The organism is Actinoplanes sp. CA-051413 (assembly GCF_050955795.1).
Classification (GTDB): Bacteria; Actinomycetota; Actinomycetes; order Mycobacteriales; family Micromonosporaceae; genus Actinoplanes.
In genome coordinates, this window is sequence record NZ_CP192100.1 from 8,745,013 (window position 1) to 8,758,552 (window position 13,540).

Sequence of the window (13,540 nt, forward strand, 5' to 3'; positions counted from 1 at the left end):
CGCGGCCAACATCGACTTCCTGACGTCACTACAGTCGGAGACTGTGACCACTCCCGAGCTGCGGCAGCTGGGCTACTTCGTCGCGGTGGCCGAGCGGTTGAGCTTCACCCGCGCGGCGGCCGACCTGCACATCGCCCAGCAGTCGCTGTCGGCCCAGATCACCGTGCTCGAACGCATTCTCGGGGTGCGGCTGTTCGATCGGGACAGCCGCGGCACCCGGCTCACCGAGGTCGGCCGGCTGTTCCTGCCCGAGGCCTGCGCCGTGCTGGCTCGTGCGGAGGAAGCGGTGGCGACGGTCGGCCGGGCGGCCCGGGGTGAGATCGGCCGGCTGAGTGTGGCGTTCCTGTCCTCGGTGGCGAACTACATGCTGCCGCCGGTCGTGCGGGCGTTCCGGGCGCAGTATCCGGACGTCGAGCTGGTCACCGCCGACACCGGCATCGCCGAGCTGGTCGCCGGCCTGCGCGACGGCCGTTTCGACGCCGCCTTCACCCGGCCGCCGCTGGTCGACGACCTGGTCACCCGCACTCTGATCGTCGAGCCGGTCTGCGCCGTGCTGCCGGCCGGGCACCACCTCGCCGGCCGTGACGAGGTGGAGCTGGGCGAGCTGGCCGACGATCCGTGGGTGCTGACACCGCGCGAGTCGTGGCCGCCGTGGCACGCCAAGTACGACCGGGACTTCGCGATCGCCGGCTTCACGCCCCGGGTGGTGCAGCGGTCGGCCACCGTGCCGAGCCTGCTGGGACTGGTCGCGGCCGGCGTCGGAGTGACCCGGCTGGCCCGCTCGGCCCGGACGTTGCGGGACAGCGGAGTGGTCTTCGTGCCGCTGGCCGGGGACCGGGCCGAGACCGTCGTCGCCTGGCATCCGCGGGCCGACCGGCCGGTGCTGACCCACCTGCTGGAAGTGGCCACCGACCTGGCGGCCTCGACGGACCTGACCAGGGCCGGATGAGGCCGGGAAATGCTCGGGAGACCGGCGCGCGAATTCCCTCGATCGGGTGACGCGGGTCAGCTCGGGCGCAGGCCCACCGAGGTGCGCGGGGAGGGCGGCTCGGCGCAGCCCAGCAGGCCGACCAGGCCGGAGATCCAGAGCTGGCGGTAGACCGTCGGGCTCGGGTGGCTCACCACGAGCTTGACGCCGCTGGCGGCGGCCGCGTGGAAGCAGGCCACGAGAATGCCGATGCCGATGCTGTCGATCAACATCACCCGTTGGAGGTCGAGATCGATCTTCCCGGGCGTGGAGGTGGTGAGCACGTCGTTGACCGCGTCACGCATCACGTGCGCGTTGTCGAGATCGATCTCGCCGCTCGGCGCGATCTCGACGGTGCCATCGGCCAACTGACGAGTGGTGATCGGCAGATACACAGCTGCCCTCTTCCTGGGCGTCGTGCGGACGACGCCACCTCCGCGCGGGGGTCTCTGCGCTGACCAGCTGCGCAGCTCGGCGCCTCACCCAGGCGCCGACCGGATACCGCGTCCAACAACAGTCCGCTGGTCTGCAAGTTACGCCAGGTAGGCGCGGAACGCCAGAGTAGTTCATATGGCCAGAATGTGCTGGATCGGTCAGCGGGCGGCCCGCGCGTCGAGGACCGGCGTACCCGGACCGGGCTGGCGCCGGAGCGCGAATCGGGCCTGCTGAGGCCGGGCAGCCGGCCGCGTACGACATGATCCGACTCGGACCCGGGACGGTCGGCCGCTCAGGTTTCCGCCCCGGGATGACGCCGGTCGCGGGTCGCCGCTATTCGCCGGGGTCGTGGCGGCGGCGATGGCGGGGCAGCTCCTCTATCCGAGGTGCGCCGGCCTTCTCGCCGAGCAGGTTTCCCCTCGGCGGCACCCAGTCCCGCCAGGGGCCGAGCCGTGGTGGCACCGCAGCGGCCACCCCGTCACCGGAGCCCTGCAGAGCGTGGAGATACTCCAGCACACGCCCCGCGGAGAGCCTGCCCTCCAGCGCCATGTTCAGCATCACGCGGGTGTCCTCGTCGAGCGCGCGATCCCGGCCGCGCAGCAGAGCGGCCAGCCCTGCCAGCAACTGGACGACCTCGCTCGCGTCCCGCTCGGCATCCGGCAGGCTGCTCACCTCTGAACATCCCAGCGATCGATCATCTGTCACGTTCCCCTCGCGCCACGTGCCGCGAGTCGCCGCCGGCGGCCCACGCACTGAGTGGTCCCCGCCGGAACACTCATACACGTGCCAACGCAGAAATGTATTCGGCTCACTACACACCGTCCATCCGATGCGCGCGACCGTTGTCCGAATCACGCTCGCTTGGAGGTCGAAGGGCTTGATCGCCCGATTTATGCGCCCGCGGGCCGAGCTGACTGAGTGCTGGGCAAGCCGGGTAAGGCGGAGTAGGAAGAAGATCGAGGTATTGAGGCATCCACGTTGGAGGAGCCATGACCGACGAGAACCGCCCGCCGCTGGAGGAGACGCAGGAGGTCGCGGACGCCGTGGAGGACGACGTCGCCGTGAGCGCCTTCGTCACCGGTGGCGGCCCCGACTCCGACAACCCGGAGTTCCTGGCGCCGGGCGAGGAGCCGCCGGTGCGGACCGGGGCGGAGCAGGAATGGGAGCCGGTCGACCTGGCACAGGCCGAGGGCCGGGACCCGACGCCGGAGAACATCGAACGCGCCCGCCAGGAGCTGGAACGCGACGGCGCCGCGGCCATCGAGCGTACGGTCCCCTGACGGTCACTCCACCGTTGCGGTGACGGTGTGCCAGCCGGTCGCGCCGTCCGGGAACGGTGTCGCCCGCTGCTCGGTCTGCACAGCGCCGGTGCCGTCGACGGCCCGGACGGAGAGAGTGTGCAGACCGGCGGTGGCGGGCCACTCGTAGCGCCACTGGACCCAGGTGTCCGTGGACGGGACCGGCAGCAGTTCCGCCTTGGCCCACGGGCGGTCGTCGACGCGTACCTCGACCGTTCTGATGCCACGGCCCTGCGCCCAGGCGACGCCGGCCACGGTGAGCTTGCCCGCATTCAGCTTCGCGAACGGCGCCGGCTTGTCGATCCGCGACGCCGTCTTGACCGGGCCGCGGGCACCCCACTTCCGGCGTACCCAGTAGGCGTCGAAGTCGGCGAAGGTGGTCAGTTCGAGCTCGGTCATCCACTTGCAGGCGCCGGCGTAGCCGTACAGGCCGGGGGTCAGCATGCGGACCGGGAAGCCGTGCGCCAGGGGTAGGGGCTCGCCGTTCATCCCGACGCAGAGCATCGTGTCGCGGCCGTCGAAGACCGTCTCGACCGGCGTGCCGATGGTCATGCCCTCGACCGAGCGGGCCACCACCTGGTCGGCGCCCGGCTTGACCCCCAGCTCCCGCAGCAGCGGGGCGAGCGGGACACCGAGCCAGCGGGCAGTGCCGATGTACGGCCCACCCACCTCGTTGGACACGCAGTTCAGAGTGACGTCCCGCTCGATCAGCGGCCGCTTCAGCAGGTCGTCGAAGGACAGCTCGACCTCCCGCTCGACCATCCCGTGGATCCGCAGGCGCCAGGTCTCGACGTCGATGGAGGGCACGGTCAGGGCGGTGTCGACCCGGTAGAAGTCCGCGTTGGCGGTCACGAAGCCCGGGGCGGTGCCGGCGGGCAGCGGCTTCGCGGGGCTCGCGGCCGCCGGCAGCTCGATGGCCTCGCGGGATCTGGTGACGGCTCCGCCGCGGACCCGCTTGACGACTTCGGACGTACCACCCGCGACGACAGCGCCGCCGGCGATCACCGCGGCGGTGCGCAGAAACGCGCGACGATCGAAACCGGCCGGGCCGGGCTCCGCCGCGTCGGTCCGGTAGGAGCGGTGGAGCAGGAACAGCAGCGTGGCCCCGGCGACCGTAGCGCCCACAATGGACGGCACCACGTCGTAGGCGATCGCAGCGGGTCGTAGTGCTGCGGCGACCGCTCCGGCCAGACCGAACAGTGCGGCGCCGGCCACGGCAACCCTGCGGCGGCGGACACTGAGCACTCCGACCAGGGCTGTGAACAGGATCAGGGCCAGGGCGATCGTGCCGAGCAGGACGGGCTTGTCGTTCGTGCCGAGCGTGCGTACCGCGAACTCCTTGAGCGGCGTCGGCGCCGCGTCGATCACCGCGCCCCCGACGGCGACCAGCGGTCCGGCCTGGGGCCGGGTCGCGGCCGCGAGCACTTCCGCGAGGGCGACCCCGAATGCGGCCGAGAGCACACCGATGACGGCGGGCCAGGCGATACGGCGCACGACGATCTCCTTCCCTGCCGGGCGCCGGCCGTGGTCACCACCACGGCCGGCGCGTTCCCGAAGAAAGATCAGCCCTTCGGCATGAGGACGGAGTCGATGATGTAGACGGTCGCGTTGGCGGTCTGCACGTTGCCGCAGACGACCGACGCCTCGTTGACCTTGAAGTCGCTGCCGCTGCCCTCGACCGTGACCTCGTCACCCTGGATGGTCTTGTGGGTGCCGGCCAGCTGCGCCGGGGTGAGCTTTCCCTCGACCACGTGGTACGTGAGGATGCTGGTCAGCGTCTTCTTGTCGGCCAGCACGGCCTTGAGGTCGGCCGCCGGGATCTTGGCGAAAGCGTCGTTGGTCGGCGCGAAGACGGTCAGGGCGGGCGCGGTGTTCAGCGTGTCGACCAGCCCGGCCTGCTTGACCGCGGTGACCAGTGTGGACAGCAGCGGGTTGCCGGAGGCGGCGGTCGCGACCGGCACCTTGGCCATGGCGTCGAAGCTGCCCGGGTCGGACGCCTCGGTCGGCACGGCGGCACAGCCGGCACCGAAGGTCGCCATGGTGTCCGTGCCGGCCATGGAGGGAGCGGCCGACGCCGTGGTGGCGGCCGGAGCCGCCGCGGTGTCCTCGCCGCTCGCGTCGTCCCCGCCGCAGGCGGCCAGGGAGGCGGAGAAGACGAGGGCGGCGGCGATGGCAGTGATCTTGGTGGCGCGCATGGTGGGATCCCCTTCGGAAATGGATGTCACGGAATATTCGTGACGAACTGCTCGAACAGATGCGCGCGGGGGCGCCTTTTTACGGGGCGGTGCTTGATGATCAGCGGCGGCCGACGGCCGTCAGCGCTATACCGAGAACGAGACAGAGGGCGATATCGGCACCGTTCGGCGCGACCCGGGTGACACCGGCCAGGCCGGCGAGACCCAGGGCGAGCAACGTGAGACCGGCCCAGGTGGCGGTGACCCGCGCCGGACGCGGGCCGAGGATCGCGGTGGACACCAGGGCGGCGCCCAGCCCGAGGTGCAGGACGCTGAACGGCATCGTGACCTCGAACCGCCCGGGCAGTTCAGCCCGGCCGACGGCGAGAAAACCGGCGATACCGATGCCCACCAGCACCAATCCGAAGGCGAAGGTCACGGGGCCGCTGTTGTCGCGTACCCCCTGGACCGCCGCGCGCCGGATGTCGGTGACCATCAGTATCTCCGTTTCGTCGTTTTCTTTCCTCTACAGACGATTCGGAGCGGTATGGGGCCCGGATGGGTCTACGTCAGCGGAACTTGCGCGACGATCTGGTCCGCGGTGGGCTGGGCCGACCCGGTCGACGGCTCCACCGAGACGGCGAAGATGTCGTTGCCCGGCACGCCGTCCACGACCTGCGCCGCCGCAGCCTCTCCCGCTGGCAGCAGACCGGCGTCGACCGGCTTCTCGGTGCCACGGATCGTCCAGAGCTGGAAGGCCCGGTCCGTCGCCGGCGCCCGCTCGGCGCGCAACGACACCACACTGGCCGCCTGCTGAGCGGACGAGGCCACGGTGACCCGGCCTCCGCCGATCATCGGCGCGGTGCGGACCACCAGGTCGGGGGCGGCCAGGATGGCCTGGGTACGGGCCTCCCGCAGCTCCGCGGCAGCAACGGCGGTGTTCTTGGCGCGTACCCGCTGCTCCTGCACGGCCCACGTGGCCGCACCCGCCCCGGTGGCCAGGATGCACGCCGCGGCCGCGCCCGCCGTGTACCGGCGCCAGCGCGACACCGCCGCCCGCGCGTCCGGCTCGGGCCGGGCCGACTCGCCCGGCGGCAGCTGACGGGTCCGGCCGATCGCGGCGAGCACGTCCGTGCGCAGCTGCGGCGGCGGGACCGACCAGGTGCTGTCGGCCAGCCGCGACGCGGTCTCGCGCAGCTCGTCGACCTCGCCGCGGCACCCTTCGCAGGCCAGGATGTGCCGCTCGAAGGCGGCCCGCTCGAGGTCGTCCACCGCGTCCAGCGCGTAGGCACCGACCAGGGCGTGAATGTCCGTCGTGGTCATGCGGTCACCTCCACACCCAGGCAGTCGCGCAGGCGGATCAAGCCGTCACGCATCCGGGTCTTGACCGTGGGCAATGGGGTCTGCAAAAGCTCGGCCACCTCGCGGTACGAGTGGCCCTGGTAGTACGCGAGCGTCACCGCCTGGCGCTGGAGCTCGGTGAGATCGTCCAGGCAGTGCCGCACCTGCTGGCGTTCCAGCCGCCCGGCCACCTCGTCGACGACCTCGTCGTACGGGGTCTCCACCGACGCGATGCCGACCTTCATGGTGCGGTCGGACGAGGCCTGCTCGGAGCGCACCCGGTCCACCGCGCGGCGATGCGCGATGGTGAAGATCCAGGACGTCGCCGTGCCGCGGGCGGCGTCGAAGCGGGCCGCCGTGCGCCACACCTCGACCAGCACCTCCTGGGCCACCTCCTCGGCCTGGGCCGGATCGCGCAACACGCGCCTGATCAGGCCGTAGACCCGGGGCGAGACCAGATCGTAGAGGCGGGCGAACGCCGGCTCGTCGCCGCGGGCCACCGCGCGTACCAGGTCGCCGACGTCGGAGGTGGGGCCGGCCGGAGCATCGGGCACGGCCGACAGATGGTCAGGCCGGCGGGCGGCGCCGCGCTCAGTCATGAAGTCAGCCTCTCCATCGCTCATGCCGTATCAACTGCCATTCGGCACGGACGGCTACGCGGATGGGTCATCGCACCACAGAGCGGCCGCGACGGCATACAACCGATCGTCCGACGTCACCGTTTACTACAGGGACGACGGCGGGAGCAGGGATGACCAACGGATCGGACGCGGAGTACCTGGCGTACGTGCACGGGCGGACGACAGGTCTGCGGCGTACCGCGTACCTGCTCTGCGGCGACGAGCACCATGCCGACGATCTGGTGCAGGAGACCATCACCAAGCTGTATGTGCGGTGGTCGCGGATCAGCGGCGTGGAGAACATCGACGCGTACGTGCACACGATGCTGGTCCGCATCTTCCTCGACGAGAAGCGCCGGGGCTGGTGGAAGGTTCGCCTCGGCGTCCCACCCGACCGGCCCGCGCCGGCACACCACGGCCACGGCGTCGAGGAACGGGCCGTGCTGCGGGCCGCGCTGTCCCAGGTGCCACCGCGGCAGCAGGCCGTGCTGGTGCTGCGCTTTCTCTGCGATCAGTCGATTGCCGATGTCGCCCGGGTGCTGAGCTGCAGCGAGGGCACCGTGAAAAGTCAGACAGCCCACGGACTCACGGCCCTGCGCCGGATCCTCGGCGACCGCATCCACTCCCTCGGGGGCACACGATGAACCAGCATCCGGACAGCGCCGACCGCGACGCGGTGGCCCTGCTGAGCCCGCTCGCCGGCGATCCGGCCGGCCCGTCCCGCATCGACGTGGCCGGCGCGATGGCCGAGGGCCGGCGCCGCCGCCGCACCCGGTGGTGGACCAGCGGAATGGCGGTCGTGGCCGTCACCGCGACCACCGCGGCCGGGGGCACGCTGGCCTTCTCCGCCCTGGGCCGGCCCACGCCACCACCACCGCGCCCGGCTGTCACCCCGTCCCCGTCGATCGCGGTCGCCGCCCCGCCGGCCGGGCCCAAGGACTGCACGGTCAGCCGGCTGCCCACCGCCGGTATCGAGAAAGCGCTGGTCACCGGGGGTGACGCGAGCGGGCGCTGGCACGTCGGCCGGCTGTATCCGCCGGGCGGCGGGCAGGGTCGTCCGCTCGTGGTGTGGCGGGACGGCAAGATCGTCAGCCAGCTCCGGGTCGGCGGTTCCGACGACAGCTTCGTCGACATCAACTCGCGCGGCCAGGCGGTCGGTTCCGGTTTCGACCCGGAGATCCGGCCGTACGCGTACCGCGACGGCAAGGTCAAGCCGCTGGCCGGCGGCGAGGGCGCGGCGTCGGCGATCAACGACGCCGGGGTGGTGGTCGGTTCGCTCGGTCCGCTGTACGAGGGCGTCCCGGCGCGCTGGGCGTCCGTGACCGCGAAGCCGCAGCGGCTGCCGTTGCCGGACGGCACGGAGTCCGGCGAGGCCGGCGACATCGACGAGGCCGGCAACGTGCTCGGCACCATCACGCCGACGGGCAAGGAGGGCACGGGCTACCTGTGGCTGGCCGACGGCACCACCCGCCGTATGCCGTTGCCCGAGGTCGACGGCCGCAAGGCGACCATGTTCTGGCCCGCCGCGATCCGCGACGGCTGGGTGGTGGGCCGCGCCGTGATCGACACCGCAGACACCCGATCGTTCGCCTTCTTCCGCTACCGCATTGCCAGCAACAGCTACGAGCGGCTCGTGTCCGGCGCCGGGATGCCGGCGCGGGTGGCGGCCAACGGCTGGGTGGTGGGCGAGGCCGACCGGCCGGTGATCACCGTCGGCACCCGCAACACGAAGCTACCGGCGGACCTGAAGCTCAAGGGCGAGCAGCAGTACATCGTGAAGAGCATCAGCGACGACGGCCTGGTCGTGGCCGGCTACTCGGCCGGACCGGACACCGAGAACCACCCGCTGCTCTGGCGCTGCCGCTAACCCGGCTCGCCCGGCTCCAACGTGATGGTGCGGCCGGTGGTGATCGACTCACCGGCCGCGGCCAGGATCGCCACCACCTCGGCGCCGAAGGCCAGGTCCAGCGCCGGAGCCGGGCCGCCGTTCGCCGCGCCGAACAGGGCGTCCACCGCCCGGCCGAAGGCCTCCACCGGCAGCCACGGCACCGGCGGCACGTCGGCGACCCCGGACTCACCGAAGAACGCCGCGTCCTCGCGTTCCAAGGCGGCCGGGGCGTCGACGGACAGCGTCAGCGTGCTGATCGCGCCGCCGGTGTGCCGCAGCAGCACGTGTGTCATGTCGCGGTCGCCGGCCAGCGCGGTGACCTGCGCGACCGGGCCCAGCACGGGCAGGATCAGCGCGACCGCGTGCGGGCCGACGTCCCACAGGCCGCCGCTCTGCTTGCGCCACACCGACGCCCCGAACGGGTTGCCGGGCTGGAAGATCGAGCCGAGGTGGTCGATCCGCGCCTCCAGCCAGCCGCCGGCCGCGCGGACCTCGTCGATGAACTGCTGGATCTGCGGCATGAAGCGCCGGGTGAAGAAGACGACCCCGGCCACCTGCTGTGCGGCGGCGGCCGCGACGATCTCGGCGGCGGCCTCGGTGGTGAAGGCGATCGGCTTGTCCAGCAGCAGATGCTTGCCCGCCCTGGCCGCGCGCAGGGCGATGTCGGCCTGCACGTCCGGGGGCAGAGCGACGGCGATCGCGTCCACGTCGGCGATCAGCGCGTCGATCTCCGCGTAGGGCTGCGCGCCGTGCTCCGAGGCCAGCGCGGCCGCCTTGGCCGGGTCCCGGCCCCAGACACCCACGAACTCGACGTCCGGGTGCGCCGCCAGCGCCGGGGCGTGCGCCTGGTGGGCCCACGGTCCCGTACCGAAAAGTCCGAACCGCATCCTCGTGCCGCCTTCCCGCTGGAGATCACACCCGGCCGAAAGTTAACACGCTGCTGCTGATCAGTACGCTGTGCCGGTGATGAACGGCCCGCTGTCGACCGCGACCATCGTCGTGGCCCTCCTGCTGGGGATCTGGTATCTGATCCGCTCGGCGCTCAACCGGGCCCCCAGCAACACCGACCTGTGGGCCATGCTCGGTCTCAGCGCTCTGGTCGCGGTGCTCGTGGTGGTGGCCGTCGTCGGGCTCATCACCGGGGACCGGCCGGGCGAGACGACCACCTTCATCGGCTACCTGATCACCACCGTCGCGTTCGCCCCGGTCGGCTTCTACCTGGCCCGGCTCGAGCCGACCCGCTGGGGCACCCTCATCCTCGGCGTCGCCTGCCTGGTGCTGCCGGTTCTCGTGCTGCGGTTGCAGCAGATCGCGGAGGCCACCGGTGGCTGAGCCGACACCCGCCCACACCAGACCGCGGGATGCGGCCCTGGGCACCGGCGCCGGCCGGGTGCTGCTGCTGGTGTACGGCATCTTCGCGGTCTCCGCGGGCGCCCGGGCCGGCGTGCAGATCGCCACGAAGTTCGCCGAGGCGCCGCTGGCGTTCCTGCTGTCGGCGTTCGCCGCGCTGGTCTACATCGCGGCCACGATCGGCCTCGCCGTCGGTGGCACCCGGGGCCGCCTGATCGCCCTGACCAGCTGCTCGATCGAGCTGGTGGGCGTCCTGGTGGTGGGCACCCTCAGCGTGCTCGACCAGGAGGCGTTCCCGGACGCCACCGTCTGGTCGCGCTTCGGTAGCGGCTACGGCTACGTGCCGCTGGTGCTCCCGTTGATCGGCCTCTGGTGGCTGTGGCGCAACCGGCCCGCCCGGCCCTGATCGGCTAGCCCCGGACGGCTGGCGGGTCAGCTCCCGATCCATCTGAACGCTGTCGGGTTCGGCGCACCGGCCGCCTCGGCCAGCGCCACCATCGCCGGCCGGTCCAGGTCCAGGGAGAAGACGGTCAGCCGCAGCCCGCCACCGAGCTCGACGACCAGGTAGTGGCCGCCCTCCGGGACCTCCGCGTACAGGTGACGGGCGGGCCGGCCGCCGACCCGCAGGCTGGTGCCGCCCGCGGGCGCCGGGGTCACCGTGCCGACGCTGACCGAGGTGCCCGAGGCCACGGCGCTGCCGAAGGGGTCCTCCTCGCCGAGGTCGGTCACCGCGAGCCATTCGCCGGGCGAGACACCTGTCACGCTCTGGGCCACGCTCACCTGCCCGGCGGGAATGGCGATCACCATGGGCAGTTCGGTCCCGGCGGGATCGGGCCGCACCGAACGGGCGATGCGCAGCATGGTGGCCCTGGTGATCCCCGGCTGGTCAGCCCGGATCTCGATGGTGAAGCCGCCGGTCTGCCAGTACACCCCCGGCGGCCCGTCGTGACGGTAGCCGCCGCTGCTGCCGTTGATCTCGACTGTCTCGTCACTCTCGTCCCGGGTCACCTCTGACTCCCCGGCCGCGGCGACGGTCATCGACAACCGGCGCGGGACATCGTCGATCAGCAACGGGGACGGAGGCGGCGCCGAGCCCCAGACCCGGATGAGGCCCTCCCCCGGCCGGATCGAGCGGTAGTACTCCGCGTACCCCACCGGCAGCCAGCCCGGGCTGAACTCCAGGGGCACGAACCGGCTCTGGGGCCCGGTCACGCTGGGCACCGGGCTCGGGGTGACACTCGGCGGCTGCGGGGCCGGCCCCGGGCGCAGAGCGAGCATCGGGGCCAGCACCGCGACGATCGCCGCGGCAGCCAAGGCCAGCACCAGACGACGGCGCCGGACAACCCGGGCCCGGCGCTGCGGCAGGGCGGCGAGGACGCGCTGCGGATCCACGGCCCGCTCGGCCTGCTGGTGCTGTGCCGCGCGGACGAGGTCTTCGAGGGACTGGCTCATCATTTCTCCCCGGTCAGGATCGGCGCGGCCGGCAGCTGCTCCCGCAGCGCGAGCAGGGCGCGGGAGACATGCGAACGGGCGGTGACCGCGCGGCAGCCCAGGGCGTCGGCGATCTCGTCGTAGGACATGTCCTCGTAGAAGCGCAGCGCGACGGCCGCGCGTTGCCGGGCCGGCAGGGTGGCGATCAGCCGCCACATCGCGTCGCGCTCACCCCACGAGATGCCGTGGTCGGGCACGCTGCCGGCGGCGACCTCCAGGGACTCCCGGCTCACCGGCCGCGCGGCCCGGCGCCGCCGCCACGACAGGAACTCGTTGACGACCATGCGTTTGACGTAGGCCTCGGGCGAGTCGAGCCCGCCGATGCGGCCCCACCGCTGCTGCACCCGGACCAGGACCTCCTGGGTGACGTCCTCCGCGAGATGCGGATCCCAGGTCACCACCGTGGCGTAGCGCAGCAGGGCGCTCAGCCGCAGCGCCACGAACTCCTCGAATGTCACAACCCCTCAACGCGCCGGTGGAGCCGGAACGTTGAGGGGCGGTGAGAAAAATTCAGGAATCGGCGCCGACGGTGTGCGGCAGGAAGTTGCAGTTGTCCCGGGTGACCAGGCCGTCGGTGCCCAGACCCTCGCGGATGCCCATGCCGGCCGGCTCCCCGTCGATCAGCCAGGCGCCGATCACCGGGTGCACAGTGCCCTCGAGGCCGTCGAACGATGGCAGCTCCAGCAGCTCCTGCACCACGAAACGGCCGTCGCTGCCGTACTCGGTGGGGTTGTCGACCAGGGTGACGCCGTCCCGGACCAGCCTGACCGAGCCGCCCTCGCGACCCCAGACCGGCTTTTTCGCGTACGAGGTCAGGGTCGCCGCCTTCGACGACTCCGCGAAGTAGGCCGGGAGGAGGTATTTACCGCGCTCCGGGTCGTCGCCGAAGAGCTTCCACAGCACCGGCAGCAGCGCCTTGTTGCCCAGCAGCGCCGCCTTGTACGGGGGCTCGATCCACACCGTGCCGCGCTTGGCGGGATCGGCCATGTTCCGGAAGAAGGCCTTGCCGCCCTCCTCGTTCCAGAACCACTCCCACGGGTACAGCATGAAGATCACGTCGATCGGCTGCGCCTTGTGCTCCTGGCCCGGGGAGGGCACGAAGAGCACCCGGTCCCCGGCCACGTCCCAGCCGATCTGGCTCATCGCGATCAGCTCGACCGGATAGCCGGCCTCCTCGGCGGTCGCCATCAGGTAGGCCACGTTCATCCGGTCCTCACCGGACGTCTCACTGGTCTCGTACGCGAAGTAGATCTTGGGCTTTTCCGGCAGCCACGGACGCGCCTCGCGCAGCTTGCCGATGTTGCGCCGCCAGGCGCCGGGGTTGGCCGGCTCGCCGTCGGCCGCCTCCCAGCCGACCAGCCGGTCATGGATGGAGTTCCACTGCCGCCAGGGGTGCTGGGTCACGCCGGTCTGGTCCACCCAGTGCCACTGGATGACCGCGGCCTCGACCAGCGACGTCGGCGTCTGCGCGTTGTATTCGAGCAGGCGCGGGACGCTGCCGGCGCCGTTGTACCAGAGGTCGAAGCGGCCGTAGACGGACGGCGAGTAGTCCGGGGTCTGCATCGGGATCCGGCCGTCCGGGTCCTTGTCCTGATGCGTCCAGGTCTCGGCGTCGCCGTCGAACCACGTGCGGAGGATCTGCTCGTGGGTGTACTCCGGGATGCCGATCCTGGCCAGGAAGCAGGTCTCCGGGCCGCAGACCGACGCGAAGTAGCCGTCGCGGCGGCCCTGCGCGGTGTGCCGGGGGCACTGCTGGACCATCCAGTCGCCGGCCTCGAGGCACATGCTGTTGAGCGCGGTCGTCGCCGCTTCCAGCTCCTCGATCTCGGCTTGGCTGAAGTCGTAGTACGGCCCCTCCTGCCAGTACGACATCATCGTGCCGTCCGGCAGCTCGGTGTCGTTGTAGGTCAGGCCGAGGCTGTAGTTGGTGAGCCGCCAGCCGTCGCGGACCGGGCCGTAGGGAACCCGCTTCAACG

At 71.7% G+C, this 13,540-nt stretch carries 17 protein-coding genes; 6 read left to right on the forward strand and 11 right to left on the reverse strand.

Annotated features, from left to right (window positions below; translation table 11 throughout):
• Positions 1 to 43: 43 nt before the first annotated feature.
• On the forward strand, positions 44 to 949 hold the full coding sequence (locus ACQP2Y_RS41230; protein WP_433721767.1) for a LysR family transcriptional regulator: 906 nt from the start codon (positions 44 to 46) through the stop codon (positions 947 to 949).
• A gap of 56 nt (positions 950 to 1,005) precedes the next feature.
• Here ACQP2Y_RS41230 and ACQP2Y_RS41235 read toward each other — a convergent pair whose 3' ends face one another.
• Both ACQP2Y_RS41235 and ACQP2Y_RS41240 read right to left on the reverse strand, forming a co-directional pair.
• Positions 1,006 to 1,362: an STAS domain-containing protein gene (locus ACQP2Y_RS41235; RefSeq protein WP_360813770.1), complete on the reverse strand. Its 357-nt coding sequence runs from the start codon at positions 1,360 to 1,362 to the stop codon at positions 1,006 to 1,008.
• 373 nt (positions 1,363 to 1,735) lie between these two features.
• Positions 1,736 to 2,107 carry a hypothetical protein gene (locus ACQP2Y_RS41240; RefSeq protein ID WP_360550372.1) on the reverse strand — a complete coding sequence of 124 codons (372 nt, stop codon included), beginning with the start codon at positions 2,105 to 2,107 and terminating at the stop codon, positions 1,736 to 1,738.
• 284 nt (positions 2,108 to 2,391) lie between these two features.
• Here ACQP2Y_RS41240 and ACQP2Y_RS41245 point away from each other — a divergent pair, with 284 nt between their 5' ends.
• Complete coding sequence (locus tag ACQP2Y_RS41245; protein ID WP_433721768.1) at positions 2,392 to 2,682, forward strand: hypothetical protein; 291 nt, start codon at positions 2,392 to 2,394, stop codon at positions 2,680 to 2,682.
• Positions 2,683 to 2,685: 3 nt separating this feature from the next.
• On the opposite strand, the gene ACQP2Y_RS41250 is transcribed toward ACQP2Y_RS41245, so the two are convergent.
• The 5 genes from ACQP2Y_RS41250 to ACQP2Y_RS41270 all read right to left on the reverse strand — a co-directional run bounded on the left by ACQP2Y_RS41250 (position 2,686) and on the right by ACQP2Y_RS41270 (position 6,814).
• Positions 2,686 to 4,194, reverse strand: a complete 1,509-nt coding sequence (locus ACQP2Y_RS41250) for a molybdopterin-dependent oxidoreductase (protein ID WP_433721769.1) — start codon at positions 4,192 to 4,194, stop codon at positions 2,686 to 2,688.
• Between the two features lie 68 nt (positions 4,195 to 4,262).
• On the reverse strand, positions 4,263 to 4,895 hold the full coding sequence (locus tag ACQP2Y_RS41255) for a fasciclin domain-containing protein (protein WP_433721770.1): 633 nt from the start codon (positions 4,893 to 4,895) through the stop codon (positions 4,263 to 4,265).
• A gap of 100 nt (positions 4,896 to 4,995) precedes the next feature.
• A complete protein-coding gene (locus ACQP2Y_RS41260) occupies positions 4,996 to 5,370 on the reverse strand; it encodes a hypothetical protein (protein WP_433721771.1) in 375 nt (124 codons plus the stop codon).
• Between the two features lie 68 nt (positions 5,371 to 5,438).
• Positions 5,439 to 6,197, reverse strand: coding sequence for an anti-sigma factor (locus ACQP2Y_RS41265; protein WP_433721772.1), 759 nt, complete (start codon positions 6,195 to 6,197; stop codon positions 5,439 to 5,441).
• A complete protein-coding gene (locus tag ACQP2Y_RS41270) occupies positions 6,194 to 6,814 on the reverse strand; it encodes a sigma-70 family RNA polymerase sigma factor (protein ID WP_360829232.1) in 621 nt (206 codons plus the stop codon). The genes ACQP2Y_RS41265 and ACQP2Y_RS41270 overlap by 4 nt, the downstream gene beginning before the upstream one ends.
• A 152-nt stretch (positions 6,815 to 6,966) precedes the next feature.
• On the opposite strand from ACQP2Y_RS41270, the gene ACQP2Y_RS41275 reads away from it, so the two are divergent.
• On the forward strand, positions 6,967 to 7,479 hold the full coding sequence (locus ACQP2Y_RS41275) for a SigE family RNA polymerase sigma factor (RefSeq protein WP_433721773.1): 513 nt from the start codon (positions 6,967 to 6,969) through the stop codon (positions 7,477 to 7,479).
• Positions 7,476 to 8,702 (forward strand): hypothetical protein, encoded by a 1,227-nt coding sequence (locus ACQP2Y_RS41280; protein ID WP_433721774.1) that lies wholly within the window; start codon positions 7,476 to 7,478, stop codon positions 8,700 to 8,702. The genes ACQP2Y_RS41275 and ACQP2Y_RS41280 overlap by 4 nt, the downstream gene beginning before the upstream one ends.
• Here ACQP2Y_RS41280 and ACQP2Y_RS41285 read toward each other — a convergent pair.
• Positions 8,699 to 9,610 carry a Gfo/Idh/MocA family protein gene (locus ACQP2Y_RS41285; protein WP_433721775.1) on the reverse strand — a complete coding sequence of 304 codons (912 nt, stop codon included), beginning with the start codon at positions 9,608 to 9,610 and terminating at the stop codon, positions 8,699 to 8,701. The two genes, ACQP2Y_RS41280 and ACQP2Y_RS41285, sit on opposite strands and share 4 nt — an antisense overlap.
• A gap of 79 nt (positions 9,611 to 9,689) precedes the next feature.
• On the opposite strand from ACQP2Y_RS41285, the gene ACQP2Y_RS41290 reads away from it, so the two are divergent.
• Both ACQP2Y_RS41290 and ACQP2Y_RS41295 read left to right on the forward strand, forming a co-directional pair.
• On the forward strand, positions 9,690 to 10,055 hold the full coding sequence (locus tag ACQP2Y_RS41290; RefSeq protein ID WP_433732274.1) for a hypothetical protein: 366 nt from the start codon (positions 9,690 to 9,692) through the stop codon (positions 10,053 to 10,055).
• A complete protein-coding gene (locus tag ACQP2Y_RS41295; RefSeq protein ID WP_433721776.1) occupies positions 10,048 to 10,479 on the forward strand; it encodes a hypothetical protein in 432 nt (143 codons plus the stop codon). The genes ACQP2Y_RS41290 and ACQP2Y_RS41295 overlap by 8 nt, the downstream gene beginning before the upstream one ends.
• Before the next feature lie 26 nt (positions 10,480 to 10,505).
• Here ACQP2Y_RS41295 and ACQP2Y_RS41300 read toward each other — a convergent pair whose 3' ends face one another.
• From ACQP2Y_RS41300 to ACQP2Y_RS41310, 3 genes are read right to left on the reverse strand one after another with little or no spacing between them, the layout of a single operon-like run.
• Positions 10,506 to 11,525, reverse strand: coding sequence for a hypothetical protein (locus ACQP2Y_RS41300; RefSeq protein ID WP_433721777.1), 1,020 nt, complete (start codon positions 11,523 to 11,525; stop codon positions 10,506 to 10,508).
• Positions 11,525 to 12,022 (reverse strand): SigE family RNA polymerase sigma factor, encoded by a 498-nt coding sequence (locus tag ACQP2Y_RS41305; RefSeq protein ID WP_433721778.1) that lies wholly within the window; start codon positions 12,020 to 12,022, stop codon positions 11,525 to 11,527. Before ACQP2Y_RS41305 ends, ACQP2Y_RS41300 begins: the two co-directional genes overlap by 1 nt.
• A gap of 52 nt (positions 12,023 to 12,074) precedes the next feature.
• The gene (locus ACQP2Y_RS41310; protein WP_433721779.1) at positions 12,075 to 13,538 is read right to left on the reverse strand and encodes a glutathionylspermidine synthase family protein; all 1,464 of its coding nucleotides are present in this window, start codon (positions 13,536 to 13,538) and stop codon (positions 12,075 to 12,077) included.
• Positions 13,539 to 13,540 lie beyond the last annotated feature (2 nt).

Excerpts from the sequence above, each read along its gene's own strand:
- ACQP2Y_RS41245 (WP_433721768.1), top strand. The coding sequence starts at position 2,392 with ATGACCGACGAGAACCGCCCGCCGCTGGAGGAGACGCAGGAGGTCGCG.
- ACQP2Y_RS41255 (WP_433721770.1), bottom strand. The coding sequence starts at position 4,895 with ATGCGCGCCACCAAGATCACTGCCATCGCCGCCGCCCTCGTCTTCTCC.
- ACQP2Y_RS41260 (WP_433721771.1), bottom strand. The coding sequence starts at position 5,370 with ATGGTCACCGACATCCGGCGCGCGGCGGTCCAGGGGGTACGCGACAAC.
- ACQP2Y_RS41265 (WP_433721772.1), bottom strand. The coding sequence starts at position 6,197 with ATGACCACGACGGACATTCACGCCCTGGTCGGTGCCTACGCGCTGGAC.
- ACQP2Y_RS41270 (WP_360829232.1), bottom strand. The coding sequence starts at position 6,814 with ATGACTGAGCGCGGCGCCGCCCGCCGGCCTGACCATCTGTCGGCCGTG.
- ACQP2Y_RS41275 (WP_433721773.1), top strand. The coding sequence starts at position 6,967 with ATGACCAACGGATCGGACGCGGAGTACCTGGCGTACGTGCACGGGCGG.
- ACQP2Y_RS41280 (WP_433721774.1), top strand. The coding sequence starts at position 7,476 with ATGAACCAGCATCCGGACAGCGCCGACCGCGACGCGGTGGCCCTGCTG.
- ACQP2Y_RS41285 (WP_433721775.1), bottom strand. The coding sequence starts at position 9,610 with ATGCGGTTCGGACTTTTCGGTACGGGACCGTGGGCCCACCAGGCGCAC.
- ACQP2Y_RS41290 (WP_433732274.1), top strand. The coding sequence starts at position 9,690 with ATGAACGGCCCGCTGTCGACCGCGACCATCGTCGTGGCCCTCCTGCTG.
- ACQP2Y_RS41300 (WP_433721777.1), bottom strand. The coding sequence starts at position 11,525 with ATGAGCCAGTCCCTCGAAGACCTCGTCCGCGCGGCACAGCACCAGCAG.